Source organism: Streptomyces sp. NPDC046349 (assembly GCF_055587885.1).
Genome location: NZ_JBVJFK010000003.1, coordinates 510,886 through 526,499, shown reverse-complemented (window position 1 = coordinate 526,499; position 15,614 = coordinate 510,886). Strand labels below are relative to the sequence as shown.

Annotated in this window: 12 protein-coding genes; 3 read left to right on the top strand and 9 right to left on the bottom strand. The window is 73.3% G+C overall.

The window, feature by feature from the left end; genetic code table 11:
- Positions 1-16: 16 nt before the first annotated feature.
- The 4 genes from ACZ6JS_RS09500 to ACZ6JS_RS09485 form a co-directional block, all read right to left on the bottom strand.
- Positions 17-1,798 carry an ABC transporter ATP-binding protein gene (locus tag ACZ6JS_RS09500; RefSeq protein ID WP_469297056.1) on the bottom strand — a complete coding sequence of 594 codons (1,782 nt, stop codon included), beginning with the start codon at positions 1,796-1,798 and terminating at the stop codon, positions 17-19.
- Positions 1,795-3,672, bottom strand: a complete 1,878-nt coding sequence (locus ACZ6JS_RS09495) for an ABC transporter transmembrane domain-containing protein (protein WP_469297055.1) — start codon at positions 3,670-3,672, stop codon at positions 1,795-1,797. Before ACZ6JS_RS09495 ends, ACZ6JS_RS09500 begins: the two co-directional genes overlap by 4 nt.
- Before the next feature lie 159 nt (positions 3,673-3,831).
- Positions 3,832-6,765: an FAD-binding and (Fe-S)-binding domain-containing protein gene (locus ACZ6JS_RS09490; RefSeq protein WP_469297054.1), complete on the bottom strand. Its 2,934-nt coding sequence runs from the start codon at positions 6,763-6,765 to the stop codon at positions 3,832-3,834.
- 40 nt (positions 6,766-6,805) lie between these two features.
- Positions 6,806-7,258, bottom strand: coding sequence for a MarR family winged helix-turn-helix transcriptional regulator (locus ACZ6JS_RS09485; RefSeq protein ID WP_469297053.1), 453 nt, complete (start codon positions 7,256-7,258; stop codon positions 6,806-6,808).
- Positions 7,259-7,391: 133 nt separating this feature from the next.
- Between ACZ6JS_RS09485 and ACZ6JS_RS09480 the strand changes: the two genes are divergently transcribed.
- Both ACZ6JS_RS09480 and mltG read left to right on the top strand, forming a co-directional pair.
- On the top strand, positions 7,392-9,254 hold the full coding sequence (locus tag ACZ6JS_RS09480; protein WP_469297052.1) for an ABC transporter ATP-binding protein: 1,863 nt from the start codon (positions 7,392-7,394) through the stop codon (positions 9,252-9,254).
- Between the two features lie 63 nt (positions 9,255-9,317).
- Entirely contained in the window at positions 9,318-10,163 is an 846-nt protein-coding gene (gene mltG, locus ACZ6JS_RS09475) for an endolytic transglycosylase MltG (protein WP_469297051.1), read from the top strand.
- Positions 10,164-10,333: 170 nt separating this feature from the next.
- Here mltG and ACZ6JS_RS09470 read toward each other — a convergent pair whose 3' ends face one another.
- The 5 genes from ACZ6JS_RS09470 to ACZ6JS_RS09450 all read right to left on the bottom strand — a co-directional run bounded on the left by ACZ6JS_RS09470 (position 10,334) and on the right by ACZ6JS_RS09450 (position 14,943).
- Positions 10,334-11,440, bottom strand: coding sequence for an FAD-dependent oxidoreductase (locus tag ACZ6JS_RS09470; protein ID WP_469297050.1), 1,107 nt, complete (start codon positions 11,438-11,440; stop codon positions 10,334-10,336).
- Between the two features lie 40 nt (positions 11,441-11,480).
- Entirely contained in the window at positions 11,481-12,851 is a 1,371-nt protein-coding gene (locus ACZ6JS_RS09465; protein WP_469297049.1) for a cytochrome P450, read from the bottom strand.
- Positions 12,852-12,937: 86 nt separating this feature from the next.
- Positions 12,938-13,624 (bottom strand): HAD family hydrolase, encoded by a 687-nt coding sequence (locus tag ACZ6JS_RS09460; RefSeq protein WP_469297048.1) that lies wholly within the window; start codon positions 13,622-13,624, stop codon positions 12,938-12,940.
- A gap of 55 nt (positions 13,625-13,679) precedes the next feature.
- On the bottom strand, positions 13,680-14,159 hold the full coding sequence (locus ACZ6JS_RS09455; RefSeq protein ID WP_469297047.1) for an Lrp/AsnC family transcriptional regulator: 480 nt from the start codon (positions 14,157-14,159) through the stop codon (positions 13,680-13,682).
- A 25-nt stretch (positions 14,160-14,184) separates the two neighbouring features.
- Entirely contained in the window at positions 14,185-14,943 is a 759-nt protein-coding gene (locus tag ACZ6JS_RS09450; protein WP_469297046.1) for a YoaK family protein, read from the bottom strand.
- Positions 14,944-15,012: 69 nt separating this feature from the next.
- Here ACZ6JS_RS09450 and ACZ6JS_RS09445 point away from each other — a divergent pair, with 69 nt between their 5' ends.
- On the top strand, positions 15,013-15,606 hold the full coding sequence (locus tag ACZ6JS_RS09445; RefSeq protein ID WP_469297045.1) for a histidine phosphatase family protein: 594 nt from the start codon (positions 15,013-15,015) through the stop codon (positions 15,604-15,606).
- The last annotated feature ends 8 nt before the right edge of the window (positions 15,607-15,614 follow it).

Genomic DNA, 15,614 nt, shown 5'->3' with positions numbered 1-15,614 from the left:
CCCCTCCGCCGCGGGCTCAGCCGTGCCAGGACCGCCACAGCGCCGCGTACGCGCCGTCCGCCGCCACCAGCTCGTCGTGCGAGCCGAGTTCGCTGATCCGGCCGCCCTCGACCACGGCGATCACGTCCGCGTCGTGGGCCGTGTGGAGCCGGTGGGCGATGGCGATGACCGTGCGGCCGTCCAGCACCCGGGCCAGCGAGCGTTCCAGATGCCGCGCGGCCCGCGGGTCCAGCAGCGAGGTGGCCTCGTCCAGCACCAGCGTGTGCGGATCCGCTAGCACCAGCCGGGCCAGCGCCACCTGCTGCGCCTGCGCGGGGGTGAGCGCCGTACCGCCGGAGCCGACCTCGGTGTCCAGGCCGTCCGCCAGGGCCCGTGCCCAGCCGTCCGCGTCCACCGCGCCCAGCGCCGCCCACAGCTCGGCGTCCTCGGCACCCGTCCGCGCGAGCCGGAGGTTGTCGCGCAGCGATCCGACGAACACGTGGTGCTCCTGGTTGACCAGGGCCACGTGCTCGCGCACCCGCTCCGCCGGCATCCGCGACAGCCGGGCCCCGCCGAGGGTGACCTCGCCGGTGCGGGGCCCGTAAATGCCCGCGAGGAGCCGCCCCAGGGTGGACTTGCCCGCTCCCGAGGGGCCGACGAGCGCCATCCTGGTGCCCGGCGGCACCGACATCGACACCTCGTGCAGGACGTCCACGCCCTCCTTGTAGCCGAAGCGGACCTGCTCGGCCCGGACGTCCCGGCCGTCGGGCGCCACCTCCGCGTCCCCCGCGTCCGGTTCGATCTCCCGCACGCCCACCAGGCGGCCCAGCGACACCTGGGCGATCTGCAGCTCGTCGTACCAGCGCAGGATCAGGCCGATCGGATCCACCAGCATCTGCGCCAGCAGCGCGCCCGTGGTCAGCTGACCCACCGACATCCAGCCCTGCATCACGCAGTAGCCGCCGATCAGCAGCACCGAGCCGAGGATCGTCACGAAGGTGACGTTGATGACGGGGAAGAGGACGGTCCGCAGGAACAGCGTGTACCGCTCCCATGCCGTCCACTCCTTGATCCGCCGCTCCGACCGGGCGATCCGCTCCGGCCCCAGCCTGTGCGCCTCGACCGTGCGGCCCGCGTCCACCGTCTCGGTGAGCACGGCCGCGACCGCGGCGTAGCCCGCCGCCTCCGAGCGGTACGCCGAAGGCGCCCGCCGGAAGTACCAGCGGCAGCCGAACACCAGGACCGGCAGCGCGACGAGCGCGGCCAGCGCCAACGGCGGCGCGGTCACCGCGAGGGCGCCGAACAGCAGCCCCGCCCACACCACGCCGATGGCCAGCTGGGGCACGGCCTCGCGCATCGCGTTGGCCAGCCGGTCGATGTCGGTGGTGATCCGCGACAGCAGGTCACCGGTACCGGCCCGTTCCAGCACGCCCGGCGGCAACCCCACCGACCGCACCAGGAAGTCCTCGCGCAGATCGGCGAGCATCTCCTCGCCCAGCATCGCCCCGCGCAGCCGTACCAGCCGCACGAAGCAGGCCTGCACGGCGAGCGCCAGGGCGAACAGCAGCGCCATCGGCTCCAGTCGCAGCTCCCGCGCCCCCGCCGCCAGGTCGTCCACGACCCGGCCCAGCAGGTACGGGCCGACCATGGAGGCGATCACCGCGACCGCGTTGACGCCCACCAGTACCAGGAAGGCCCGCCGGTGGCGCCGGAACAGGTCGCGCACATAGCCCCGAACGGTCTCCGGCGTGCCCACGGGCAGGGTCGAGGCCGTCTCGGGGGCCGCCGGATCGTATTGCGGCGGCGCCACGCCGATCATGCGGATTCCTCGATCTCTGTGAGGGCTTCTTCCAGCTCTGTCATTTCGAGTCCGGCGAGCCGCTGCTCCTCGTCCGTCTCGCGGGTGACGACCGCCCGGTAGAGGGGTTCGCGGTGCAGCAGCTCGCGGTGGGTTCCGACGGCCGCGACCGTGCCGTCGTCGACCAGCACGACCCGGTCCGCGCGGTCCAGCAGCAGCGGCGAGGACGCCAGTACGACCGTGGTCCGTCCGGCGCGCAGGGCCGCGATCCCGTCCGCGATCCGTGCCTCGGTGTGCGAGTCCACCGCGGAGGTCGGCTCGTCGAGCACGAGCACCTCGGGGTCGGTGACCAGGGACCGGGCCAGCGCGAGACGCTGGCGCTGGCCGCCGGACAGCGACCGGCCGCGCTCGGTGATCCGGGCGTCCATCGGGTCGTCGACCCCGTCCGGCGCCGACTGCAGCAGCGCGTCCAGTACGTCCGCGCACTGGGCGGCGGCCAGAGCGGCGCTCGGGCCGACGGCTCCCGAAGCCGGTACGTCGAACAGCTCGCGCAGCGTCCCCGACAGCAGGACCGGGTCCTTGTCCTGTACGAGGACCAGCCTGCGGGCGGTGTCCAGTTCGAGGTCGTCCAGCGCGACCCCGCCGAGGAGCACCGAGGGACCGCCGTTCGCGTCCGGTCCGCCGTCCAGGTCCACGTCTGCGTCCCGGTCACCGTCCTGTTCCTCCACGGCGTGGCCGCCGAGGCGTTCCGCCAGCCGGCCCGCCAGGTCCGGGTCCCCGCAGACGACGGCCGTGAACCGGCCGGCGGGTGCCAGCAGCCCGGTCCGCGGGTCGTACAGGTCCCCGCCGGCGGCCGGTTCCCCGACCGGGCCGGTCTGCGCGGGGCGCTCCGCCGCGTCCGTCCGGGTCAGCGACAGCACCCGGGCCGCCCGCTGGGCGGAGGGACGGGAGAAGGAGTAGGCCTGGGCGATCTCCTCGAAGTGCCGCAGGGGGTAGAGGAGCGTCGCCACCGCGCTGAACGCCGCGACGAGTTCACCCACCGCGACACGACCGTCCAGGGCCAGCGAGGCGCCGTACCAGACGACCGTGATCAGCAGCAGGCCCGGGAGCACCACCTGGATCGCGGAGATCAGCGCCCACATCCGGGCACTGCGTACGGCGGCCTTGCGGACCTCCTGGGAAGCCTCGCGGTACCGGCCGAGGAACAGCTCCTCGCCGCCGATGCCGCGCAGTACACGCAGACCCGCGACGGTGTCCGAGGCCAGCTCGGTCGCCCTGCCGGCCTTCTCCCGCTGGATGTCGGCGCGCCGGGTGGCCCGCGGCAACAGCGGCAGCGCGGCGAGGGCGACCACCGGCACGCCGACGGCGACGACCATGCCCAGCTCGGGTGCGTAGAACATCAGGCCCACGCAGACCAGGACCACCGAGAAGACCGCGGCGAGGAAGCGGGAGACCGCCTCGACGAACCATCCGATCTTCTCCACGTCGCCGGTGGACACCGCGACCACCTCACCCGCGGCGACCCGGCGGGTCAGGGCGGAGCCCAGCTCGGCGGTCTTGCGGGCGAGGAGCTGCTGCACGCGGGCCGCGGCGGTGATCCAGTTGGTGACGGCGGTGCGGTGCAGCATGGCGTCGCCGACGGAGATGGCGACGCCGATCAGGAGGAGCAGTCCGCCGACGAGCAGCAGCCGGTCCGCGTCGCGGTCGACGACCGCGTCGACGCCCAGGCCCACGGCGTACGGCAGTCCGGCGACACCGCCGAAGTGAAGCATTCCCCAGCCCAGGCTCTTGAGCTGTCCGCCGAGCTGACCACGGCCCAGCCACAGGAGGAAACGGGGGCCGGAACGAGCGTCGGGTACTCCAGGATCCGGATACGGAAGATCGCTGATCTGCATGACGCCCCATGACTGGTCGAGTGGTGCAAGCCGTGCAAGGTTCGCCTTCCGGACCGGGGCCGGGCAATTGATTTTCCGTCCCGCCGGCGCCGGAGGAAAGAGGTTTACGCACGCGAGGGCCGGCCGGTGCCTGGTCACGGGGGTCGCACGCACCGGCGCTCACGGACGGGTGGCGCGCTCCAGTTCGACGAGGACCGAGTGGTAACTCCGCCCGGTGGCCCGGTCCATGCCCACCTCGCACATCCGGTTCGCCGACAGGTGCGCGTCGAAGCGACGCGCGGTCACCTCCGCGGCCTCCCGGGCCGTGGCCGCGGCCGTCAGCTCCGGGTGCAGCATGCCCCGGTCGCCCGCGAAGCCGCAGCAGCCCGCGTCGTCCGGGACCACGACCTCCTCGGCGCAGGCCTCGGCGACCGCCCGCAACCGGGGTTCGTCGCCCAGGTGCCGCATCGAGCAGGCGGGGTGAAGGACGGCCGATCCCACGGTGCGCCGGACCTCCAGGTGCGGCAGCAGTTCCTCCGCGGCCCACGCGACCGAGTCGACGATCCGCAACTCCTCGTGCAGCGAACGGTTGTCCAGCGTCAGGTACGGGACCACCTCCCGGGCGATGCCCAGGGTGCAGGAGGAGGCGTCGACGACCAGCGGCAGCCGCCCGCCGGCCGTCCAGCCCCAGGCCGCCTCGACGATCCGGTTGGCCATCACCCGGTTGCCCTCCGCGTAGCCCTTGGAGTGCCAGATCGTCGCGCAGCAGGTGCCGGTCACGTCGCGGGGGATCCACACCGGCCTGCCGGCGCGTGCCGACACGGCCACCACGGCCTGCGGCAGCGACGGGCCGGGCCGTCCCTCAGGGCCGCCGAAGATCCGGTTGACGCAGGCCGGGTAGTAGACGGCCGCGGCGCCCGAGCGCCGGGTGCGGGGCAGCGGACCGGCGGCGCCCGGCAGCTGGGGCAGCCACCGGGGCACCAGGTCCGGTCGCACAACCTTGCGCGCGGCCCCGGTGACCGCCTCCAGCAGCCGGTCGCCGACCCGGTCGGGGATCCGGCCTGCGATGGCGACGGCCGTGCGGGCGGCGGCCTCGACGGTGCGGAAGTGCCGGGCGGCCAGCGCGGCGGCGGCCTCCTCGCGCGCGCCGTGGCGCCGGTGGCGGAAGTCCTGCATCAGCGCCCCGGTGTCGATCCCGACCGGGCAGGCGAGACGGCAGGTGGAGTCGGCCGCGCAGGTGTCCACCGCGTCGTAGCCGTAGGCGCCGAGCAGTTCCTCCAGCAGGGGCGAGCCCGGCTGCTGGCGGACCATCTCGCGGCGCAGCACGATGCGCTGGCGCGGAGTGGTCGTCAGATCACCGCTCGGGCAGGTCGGTTCACAGAAGCCGCACTCGATGCACGGATCCGCCACCGCCTCCACCTGCGGAATCGTCTTCAGGCCGCGCAGGTGGGCCTGCGGGTCGCGGTCGAGGAGGATCCGCGGGGCGAGCACCCCGTCCGGGTCGACGAGCCGTTTGGTGCGCCACATCAGGTCGGTGGCCTCGGGGCCCCATTCCAGCTCCAGGAAGGGGGCCATGTTGCGGCCGGTCGAGTGCTCGGCCTTCAGGGAGCCGTCGAAGCGTTCCACGGTGAGCCGGCAGAAGGACTCCATGAAGGCCCCGTACCGGGCGACGTCTGCGGGGTCGGCGGCGTCGAAGGCGAGCAGGAAGTGCAGGTTGCCGTGCGCGGCATGGCCGGCGACCGCCGCGTCGAAGCCGTGTTCCGCCTGCAGATCGAGGAGGGCCGCGCACGCCTCTGCCAGCCGGGACGGCGGCACCGCGAAGTCCTCGGTGATCAGGGTGGTGCCGCGGGCGCGGGCGCCGCCGACGGCGGTGACGAAGGCCTTGCGGGCCTTCCAGTAGCCGCCGATGGTCCCCGGGTCGTCGGTGAAGCGGTTGGTGATCGAGGGCACCGGGGCGACCAGGTCGAGCCCCTCGAGGGCCGCCGCCGCGCGACGCGCGCAGGCCTCGCGGCCGGCCGCGTCCGGAGCCCGGAACTCCACGAGCAGGGCCGTGGTCGTCCCCGGCAGCCCGGCCCAGTCGGCGGGCACCCCCTCGACGCTGACCGAGGCCCGCAGGGTGTTCCCGTCCATCAGCTCGACGGCGAGTGCGCCCGCCTCGTTGAAGCGCGGAACGGCCGCGGCCGCGGCGGGCAGTGAGGGGAAGAAGAGCAGGGCGGTGCACAGTTCGCGGTCCAGCGGCAGGGTGTCGAGGACGACCTCGGAGATGAAGCCGAGTGTGCCCTCCGAACCGACCATCAGCCCCCGCAGGATCCCGACGGGGGTGTTGCCGTCCAGGTAGGCGTCGAGCCGGTAGCCGGTGGTGTTCTTGATCTCGTACTTGGCGCGGATCCGGGCGGTCAGCGCGGCATCGGCCTCGATCTCCCGCTTGATCGCCATCAGTCCCCGGCACAGGGCCGGTTCGGCGCGCGCCAGTTCCCCGTCGGCCGACGGATCGGCCGTGTCCACGACGGTGCCGCCGGGCAGTACGAAGGTGAGGGAGGACAGCGTGCGGTAGGAGTTCCTCGTGGTGCCCGCCGTCATCCCTGAGGCGTTGTTGGCGACGACCCCGCCGACGGTGCAGGCGATGGCGCTGGCCGGGTCGGGGCCGAGGATCCGGCCGAGCCGGGCCAGCGCGGCGTTGGCCCGCAGCACGGTGGTGCCGGGCCTGATGCGAGCCCGCCGGCCCCCCTCCAGCACCTCGATGCCGGTCCAGTGGCGGCGTACGTCGACCAGGATGTCCTCGCCCTGGGCCTGGCCGTTGAGGGAGGTCCCGGCGGCGCGGAAGACGACCTCGCGCTGCCGGCCGCGGGCGTACGACAGGACAGCGGAGACGTCGTCGACGTCCTCGGCGATCACCACGACCTGCGGCACGAAGCGGTAGGGGGAGGCGTCGGAGGCGTAGCGGACCAGGTCGGAGGCCTTCCACAGCACCTTCTCGGCGCCCAGCAGCTCGGTCAGCTCCGTGCGCAGGGGCTCCGGTGTGCCGCCGGCCCGGTGCGAGGGGACCCGGTCGGGGGAGGGGCCGGTGATGCGGCGCGGGCGCAGGGCCCCCGGCTCCGGTTCCAGCAGCGGCATGTGCGACCCCTCGCCTCGGCACGGCCCTCGCGTGGCCCGGTCAGCAGGTGCGCTCCGCCGGGGCGTCCGACAGGGCGTTCAGCAGACCGCCGAGCACCTCGCGCTGGTCGGCGGTCAACGGAGCCAGGATCTCCTCCGCCGCGTCGGTCCGCGCGTTGCGCAGACGGCGCAGCGTGGCGCGTCCGGTGTCGGTGAGCTCGATCCTGATGACGCGGCGGTTCGCCGGGTCGGGCGCGCGCCGCACGCACTCGACCGCCTCCAGGCCGTCCACCAGGGTCGTCACCGCGCGGGGGACGACCTCGAGCCGGGCGGCGAGGTCCGCCATCCGGGGTGCTTGCTCGCCCTCGTAATGCGAGACGAGGCGCAGCAGCCGACTCTGGGCGGGAGTGATCCCGAGCGGCACCATGTGGCGCTTCTGGATCCGGTGGAGCCTGCGCGTCAGGCGCAGGAGCTGTTCGGCGAGGAGGCGATCGGTGTCGGAGGCGGAGCTCATGCGGGAACGATATCAGGACCCCGTTCATTGTGAGTATAGGTAACAATGACCTATGCTCCCATCGTGCCGACTCTGCCGGAGCCGGCGCCGCGAAGGCCTTCGAACCCCGTCCCCCGACCCCGAGAGGGTGCCCATGCCACACGACGAACCGAAGTGGACCCCATCGAACGACCCCCTCGATCCGACCCGCCCCGCCCCGGCCGAACAGCCCCGGGAGCTGCGCCGGATCGTCGCGCTGTTCCGCCCCTACCGCGGCCGGCTCGCCGTCGTCGGCCTGCTCGTCTGCGCCTCCTCGCTGGTCGGTGTCGCCTCGCCGTTCCTGCTCAAGGAGATCCTCGACGTCGCGATCCCGCAGGGCCGCACCGGGCTGCTCAGCCTGCTCGCGCTCGGCATGATCGCCACGGCCGTCGTCACGAGTGTCTTCGGCGTGCTCCAGACGCTGATATCCACCACGGTGGGCCAGCGCGTCATGCACGACCTGCGCACCGCCGTCTACGAGCAGCTCCAGCGGATGCCGCTCGCCTTCTTCACCCGGACCCGCACCGGAGAGGTGCAGTCCCGCATCGCCAACGACATCGGCGGCATGCAGGCCACCGTCACCTCCACGGCGACTTCGCTCGTCTCCAACCTGACGGCCGTCATCGCCACCGTGGTCGCCATGCTCGCGCTCGACTGGCGGCTCACTCTGGTATCGCTGCTCCTGCTGCCCGTCTTCGTGTGGATCAGCCGGCGCGTCGGGAACGAGCGCAAGAGGATCACGACGAAGCGGCAGAAGCAGATGGCCGCCATGGCCGCGACGGTCACCGAGTCGCTCTCGGTGAGCGGCATCCTGCTCGGCCGCACGATGGGGCGCTCCGATTCGCTCACCGCGGCCTTCGCCGCGGAGTCGGAGAAGCTCGTCGACCTCGAGGTGCGCTCCAGCATGGCCGGGCGCTGGCGGATGTCCACCATCGGCATCGTCATGGCCGCCATGCCCGCGCTCATCTACTGGGCCGCCGGCATCGCCCTCCAGACGGGCGCCCCCTCACTCTCCGTCGGCACCCTCGTCGCCTTCGTCACCCTTCAGCAGGGTCTCTTCCGGCCGGCCGTGAGCCTGCTGTCGACCGGCGTGCAGATGCAGACCTCGCTGGCGCTGTTCGCCCGCATCTTCGAGTACCTCGACCTGCCGGTGGACATCACGGAGCGCCCGGACCCGGTCCGGCTGGACCGGGCCAAGGGCGAGGTCGCCCTGGAGGACGTGCACTTCGCCTACGACGCCGAGAACGGCCCGACCCTCTCCGGGATCGACATCACCGTCCCGGCCGGAGGTTCCCTCGCCGTGGTCGGTCCGACGGGATCGGGGAAGAGCACCCTCAGCTACCTCGTGCCGCGGCTCTACGACGTGACCGGCGGACGGGTCGCCATCGACGGGGTGGACGTGCGCGACCTCGACTTCGACTCGCTGGCCCGCTCCATCGGTGTCGTCTCCCAGGAGACGTACCTCTTCCACGCCTCGGTCGCGGACAACCTGCGCTTCGCCAAGCCGGACGCCACCGACGAGGAGATCGCCGAGGCCGCCCGGGCCGCCCAAATCCACGACCACATCGCGTCCCTGCCCGACGGCTACGACACCCTGGTCGGCGAGCGCGGCTACCGCTTCTCGGGCGGGGAGAAGCAGCGCCTCGCGATCGCCCGCACCATCCTGAGGGACCCTCCGGTGCTCATTCTCGACGAGGCCACCAGCGCCCTCGACACCCGTACCGAGCACGCCGTCCAGCAGGCCATCGACCGCCTGTCCGCGGGCCGCACCACCATCACCATCGCGCACCGCCTGTCCACCGTGCGCGACGCCGACCAGATCGTGGTCCTCGACGGCGGCCGCATAGCCGAGCGCGGCACCCACGAGGAACTCCTCAAGGCGGACGGCCGGTACGCGGCCCTGGTCCGCCGGGACCGGGACGCCGCGCTCGCCCCCGAGCCGACGGAAGAATCGCAGTTGGCTCCGATGAACGTGTGACGGTATGACCGGCACACGGGCCGGATGTCGAAAAAGTGCTGATCTGCGGGTTAGCGTTCCCGCATGAGTCATGAGTACCGGCCGCCCCAGCGCCGATCCCGGCTCACCCGCCGCGGCCGACTGGCCCTCTTCCTCGGCATGCTGATCGCGACCGGCGCGGTGGTCCTGATTCCGGTCCTGCGGGGTGGGCACGGGGCGGAGAGGCCGCGCCAGCTGACGATCCCCGAGGGTTGGCGCGCGGCGCAGGTGTACGCCGCGGTCGACCGCGAACTGAAGCTCCCGCCGGGATCCGCCAAGTCGGCGGTGCCCGCCGTCGCACCGGCACTGCCTGCAGAGGCCAAGGGCAACCCCGAGGGGTACCTCTTCCCGGCGACGTACCCGGTGACCTCGAAGACCACCCCGGCCGTGCTCCTCGCCCACATGGTGCGCACCGCCAACGAGAAGCTCGCCACCACCGCGGTGGCCGAGGGCGGCAAGGCCCACGGGATGACCCCGTACCAGACGGCGACGATGGCCAGCGTCATCGAGGCGGAGGCCGAGAGCCGCGCCGACATGGGCAAGGTCGCCCGGGTGGTCCACAACCGGCTCGCGAAGTCGATGCCGCTCCAGATGGACTCCACCCTCAACTACGCGCTGAACCGCAACACCGTCGACACGACGCTGAGCGACACCCGGATCGACAGCCCCTTCAACACCTACGAACGCCAGGGCCTGCCGCCCACGCCGATCGACAGCCCGGGCCTGGAGGCGATGGCGGCGGCGGTCGCGCCGACACCGGGCGACTGGCTGTACTTCGTCACCGTCAAGCCCGGCGACACCCGTTTCTCGGCGACGTACGCGGAGCACAGGAAGCACGTGGCCGAGTTCAACAAGCACCGTGCCGCCCACGCGGGCCCGCGCGCCGGGTGACACCTGCCGATCGTCCTCGATCCCCGCAGTCTCGATCCCCGCGGTCGCGCCCGCTGGAGATCCTCGGACCGGAGGCCTGCAGGACCTGGACGAGCTGGAGGACCTGGACGAGCTGGCAGTGCTCGGCGGGATCGGTCCGGTCGAACCGACCTTCGCACCGTTGTGATGGATCAGGGCGCGGGCGTGAACGCCGGTTCGCGGGTCAGCAGGCGGCGGATCTCGCGGACCGCCGCGCCGCCTGCGCGGTTGGCGCCGACGGTCGACGCCGACGGGCCGTAGCCGACCAGGTGGATCCGCTCGTCCCGGACGGCCCGGGTCCCCTCGACGCGGATGCCGCCGCCCGGCTCGCGCAGGCGAAGCGGCGCCAGGTGATCGACGGCCGCGCGGAACCCGGTGGCCCAGACGATGACATCCGCGTCGACGCGGCTGCCATCGGCCCAGGCGGCGCCCGTGGAGGTGATCCGGTCGAACACGGGCAGGCGGTTCAGGACGCCCGAGGCCAGGCCGTCCCGGACGGCCTCGTTCAGCGGGAGTCCCGTCACGCTGACCACGCTCTGCGGTGGCAGCCCCCGGCGTACCCGCTCGTCCACCAGGGCCACCGCGGCCCGTCCCCCGGCCTCGCCGAAATCCCCGTCGCGGAAGACCGGGGGCCGCCGGGTCACCCAGGTGGTCCGCTCCGCGACCTCCGCGATCTCCAGCAGGTGCTGGACCGCCGACGTGCCGCCGCCCACGACGATCACCCGCGCGCCGGCGAACTCCCGCGGCCCGGGGTAGTCCGCCGTGTGCAGCTGGCGGCCGCGGAACGTCTCCTGCCCCGGGTAGCGCGGCCAGAACGGCCGGTCCCAGGTTCCGGTCGCATTGATCAGGGCCCGCGCCGACCAGACACCGGCCGAGGTCTCCACACGCAGCCGTCCGCCGTCCCCCTCGCGCACGGCCGACACGTCCACGGGGCGCCGTACGCGCAGGTTGAAACGGTCCTCGTAGGCGGCGAAGTACTCCCCGACCACCTCCGACGAGGGCCGCAGCGGGTCGGCGCCGGTCAGTTCCATGCCGGGCAGGGCGTGCATGCCGTGGACCTTGCCGTAGGTGAGCGAGGGCCAGCGGTACTGCCAGGCCCCGCCCGGGCGGGGCGCGTGGTCGAGGACCACGTGGTCGAGCCCCGCACGCGCCAGGTGGTAGGCGCCGGACAGGCCCGCCTGCCCGGCCCCGACGACCACCACGTCCACCTCCGCGTGCACGTCCGTGCCCGCGCCCGCGTTCCGCCTCAGATGGTTCACGGTTCTACCAACTCGCGAGGGTGGCGGGATCTTCCCGCCGCTATGCCCCCGGCGTGCCCGCGGGCCGCAGCGTGGCCAGGACCGGCCGGTCCGGCTGGAGCGTGAGGCCGGGGAAGACCCCCGCCCGCCCGCTCCCGCAGTCCAGGTGGAACCGCTGTCCCAGTACGGCCAGCACGAGCGCGGCCTCCACCAGCGCGAACCGAGCGCCCAGGCAGGCTCGCGGGCCGCCGCCGAAGGGGAACCAGGCGTGCTCGGGCACCCGGTGCGGGGCGTCCGCGTCCCACCGCTCCGGACGGAAGGCCTCCGGGTCCGGGAACCACCGCCGGTCGCGGTGGACCGACCACGGGCTGGTCCACACCGACGTCCCGGCCGGCACCGCTCGCCCGCCGAGGGTCGCGCCCTCGGTGGCCACCGCCGAGATCAGCCAGATCGGCGGATAGATCCGCAGGGTCTCCTTGACCACCTGCCGGGTCCAGGGCAGCAGCGCGTAGTCGTCGTACGCCGGCAGGCGTCCGCCCAGCACGCGGTCCAGCTCCTCCGTCAGCCGGGCCCGTGCCCCGGGGGCCCCCGACAGCAGCTGCCAGGCCCAGGTCAGGGTGGTCGAGGTGGTCTCGTGGCCGCCGATGTAGAGGGTGATCGACTCGTCCCGCAGCTCCTTGCGGGACAGCGGCCCGCCGTGCTCGTCGCGCGCCGCCAGCAGCCGGCTCAGCAGGTCGTCGCGCTCCGCGCCGGCCGCCGACGCCTTCTCGTGTTCGCGGATGACGTGTTCGATCTCCCGATCGAGGACCGCCACGGCCTCGCGCATGCGGCGCCGTCCGGGAGTGCGCACCCAGGGCGGCAGGAACAGCGTCAGTCCGCGGAACTCCGCCCCCAGTTCGCGCTGCGCCGTGGCCATCGCCGCACTGATGGGGGCCTCCCGGCCCGCCGCGTCGCTGCCGAACAGCGTGCGCACGGCAATCCGCTGGGTGAGCCCGGCCATCTCCCGGTGTACATCGATCCTTTCGCCCTCCTGCCACCCGCCGGCCAGCGCGTCCGCGCACTCCACCATCGTGGCGGCGTACGAGCGCACCTGGCGGGGCCGGACGGCCGGCTGGACCAGTGCCCGCTTGCGCCGCCAGTCGTCCCCGGTGGCGACGACGACCCCGTCACCCAGCAACTGGTGGAAGGCCCAGCCCAGTTCCGTCGGCCTGAAGGTGGACTCGACGGCACCGAGCAGCTCACCGGCGTGCTCGGGCAGGGAAACCAGTACGTTGCGCTTCGGGCCGAGGGACCAGGGAACCCAGTCCCCGTAGTCGTCGCGCAAGGACTCGAAGAAGGCCAGCGGATCGCGGGCGAAGGCGGGCAGGTTCCCGAGCAGGGGCCACCGGCGCGGGCCGCCGCCGCGGGCGCCCGGGTGCAGGGTCGCGGTCACGCACGCATGGTGGCAGGCGTGCCCGCAGGGCACCAGAGGCCGGACCGGCCCGCCTCACCCCCGCCGCTGCCCGCCCTGCCGGTGTGTCAGACGGTTCCGAGCGCGACGCGGGCGCGCAGCCACGCGTACGCGGCGTCCGCGCTGAACTCCGGCCGCCCGCCCCGGAAGAGGAGCCCGGCGGACGCGAACGCCGGGTCGTCCGCGACCTCCACGGCGTAGGGGACCACGATGCACCCCATACCGGCGGCGTGGGCGGCAGCGGCCCCGGGCGCCGCGTCCTCCACGACCACGCAGTCGGCCGGCTCGGCACCCAGTCGGCGGGCCGCTTCCAGGAACACGTCCGGGGCCGGCTTGCCCTGCGCGACCTCCTCCGCGGACACCACCGTGGTCAGCAGTGCGTCCAGCCCGGTGCCCGCCAGCACGGCGTCGATCGCCTCGCGAGAGGAGCCCGAGGCCACGGCCATCGGCACCCCCTCGGCGCGCAGCCGTTCGACGAGTCCCCGCATCTGCGGGAAGACCTCGGTCCCGGTGCGCGCCAGCTCGAGGTAGGCGGCGTTCTGCTCGGCGAGCAGCTGCTCGACCGGGGTGCGCAACCCGTACCGGTCCTTGAGGATCTCCAGGGTCTCCAGCGTGCCGATGCCGATGAAGCGGGAGTGCTGCTCCCACGTGAAATCGGGGACGCCGTGCCGCTGCAGCGTGCGGCGCCCGGACTCGTAGTAGTTCGGCTCGCTGTCCACCAGGGTGCCGTCGAGATCGAATATGACGGAGATCATCCGCTGTGCCCGTCCTGCCTGTCGCGTCCTGCCCCATCCGGTACCGGCCATCCTGTCAGGTTTTGCGGGCATTCCTCCCCACTGCTTCCACCAGTGGCAGCAGCCGGTGGGGGACCCGCTCCCGCAGCGCCACCTCGGTCCGCGTGCGGACCACGCCGGGTAGCCGGATGAGCCGCTGGATCACGTCCTCCAGATGGGCGTTGTCCCGGGCCGCCACCCGGGTCAGCAGGTCGCCGCCGCCGGTGATGGAGAAGGCCTCGATGATCTCCGGCACGGCGGCCAGGGCGTCGCCGACGTCGTCCAGATGGCCCTGGGTGACCTCGATGTGCACGAAGGCCAGGACCGGGTGACCCAGCGCCGCCGGGGAGAGCACCGGTCCCGTCCCGGTGATGACCCCCGTCCGCTCCAGCCGGTCCAGCCGGGCCTGGAGGGTGCCGCGCGCCACACCGAGGATCCGGGCGTACTCACGGACACTGGTGCGCGGCTGCTCGATCAGCAGGCGCAGGATTCTGGTGTCGAGTTCGTCCACCGCCATGCTGGGACTTTACCAACGGCATAGTTCACCGCGATCGTTCCCGGCCAGGGGCCTGACCGGTGTGCAGCTGAGGCTGCTTCCGGTAGGCCAGGCCCACCACCAGCACCGCGGCGGCGGTCGGCAGCAGCAGCCGGTCGACCGTCCAGCCGGCCCGGATCAGCAGTGCCCCGAGCACCCCGCCGGCGAACAGGGCGAGGATGGACATCCCGCGCAGCTTCCACCCGGCCGTCCCGTACCCGTAGACGGAGTCGCGTCCCATGGCGGAGCCGCCGAGGAAGGCCGTCATGGACCGGGTGACCAGTGTCGTCGGCACTCCCGGCACGTTCGCCCGCATGATCGTGGTGTTGCGCAGGCCCATGGCCAGCGCCAAGACCGCCGTCACGGCCAGGCGCCGCGGGGTCGGTGACCCGTACTGCGGCACCAGCTCCCACGCCACGGCCGCGGCGGCCAGGATCAGCCCGGCCTCGACGAGGAGGCCCATCACGAACCAGCGGCGCCCGCGGGCTTCCGTCACCGATTCCAGGTGGGAGCCGCAGACCACCCCGAGGACGAACGCCGCCAACGAGATCCCGGCGGGCAGCGTCGGCAGGTCGGGCGCCTGCGCGACGCCGAACGCCAGGAACAGCACGTTGCCGGTCTGCATCGCCGTGAAGGCGGGTCCGAGCGCGAGCAGGCTCACCGCCTCGATCACCCCGGTCACCGCGGTCAGGGCGACCATCAGCGCCGGCATGTGCGGCGGCAGCTGCGAACCGGCCGTCCGCGCCGCCTTCCGGTTCTCCTCCATGACGCCCGACAGTGACACGCCCGCCGGGCCCTCCGGCGCCGACATGCCGTAACACGTAGGGTCCGCAGAGTGAGTGATCTTCTGCTGGTGAGGCACGGTGAGACCGCCTGGAGCGCCCATGGGCGGCACACCGGGCGCAGCGACATTCCGCTGACCGCGCGCGGTGTGGAGGAGGCCATCAGCCTCGCCCCCTACTTCCGGGACCGGCGGCCGGCCCTGGCGCTGACCAGCCCGCTGCGCCGGGCCGTCGCCACCGCCGAGCTCGCCGGCCTCCCCGGGGCCGGCATCGACTCGGACCTGTACGAGTGGGACTACGGCGGCTACGAGGGCATCACCACCGCGGAGATCCACCGGACCACGCCCGACTGGTCCCTGTGGACTCACGGCGTCCCGCCCGGCGACGCCGAGCACCCCGGTGAGAGCGCCGCCCAGGTGGGCGTCCGCGCGGACCGGGTCCTGGCCCGGATCGCCCCCGTGCTCCGGGCGGACGACGGCGACGTGGTGCTCATCGCCCACGGTCACTTCCTGCGCGTCCTGACCGCCCGCTACCTGCGCCTGGATCCCGAGTACGGGCGGCTCTTCCTGCTGCGCACCGGCACCGTCAGCACGCTCTCCACGGAGCACGGGCTCCCGGTGATCGCGGGTTGGAACGCCCGCGCCTGACCCCGCCC

Bases quoted from the DNA above. Each gene is read 5' to 3' on its own strand.
- ACZ6JS_RS09450 (WP_469297046.1), bottom strand. From the start codon at position 14,943: ATGGAGGAGAACCGGAAGGCGGCGCGGACGGCCGGTTCGCAGCTGCCG.
- ACZ6JS_RS09455 (WP_469297047.1), bottom strand. From the start codon at position 14,159: ATGGCGGTGGACGAACTCGACACCAGAATCCTGCGCCTGCTGATCGAG.
- mltG (WP_469297051.1), top strand. From the start codon at position 9,318: ATGAGTCATGAGTACCGGCCGCCCCAGCGCCGATCCCGGCTCACCCGC.
- ACZ6JS_RS09480 (WP_469297052.1), top strand. From the start codon at position 7,392: ATGCCACACGACGAACCGAAGTGGACCCCATCGAACGACCCCCTCGAT.
- ACZ6JS_RS09495 (WP_469297055.1), bottom strand. From the start codon at position 3,672: ATGCAGATCAGCGATCTTCCGTATCCGGATCCTGGAGTACCCGACGCT.
- ACZ6JS_RS09485 (WP_469297053.1), bottom strand. From the start codon at position 7,258: ATGAGCTCCGCCTCCGACACCGATCGCCTCCTCGCCGAACAGCTCCTG.
- ACZ6JS_RS09460 (WP_469297048.1), bottom strand. From the start codon at position 13,624: ATGATCTCCGTCATATTCGATCTCGACGGCACCCTGGTGGACAGCGAG.
- ACZ6JS_RS09490 (WP_469297054.1), bottom strand. From the start codon at position 6,765: ATGCCGCTGCTGGAACCGGAGCCGGGGGCCCTGCGCCCGCGCCGCATC.
- ACZ6JS_RS09500 (WP_469297056.1), bottom strand. From the start codon at position 1,798: ATGATCGGCGTGGCGCCGCCGCAATACGATCCGGCGGCCCCCGAGACG.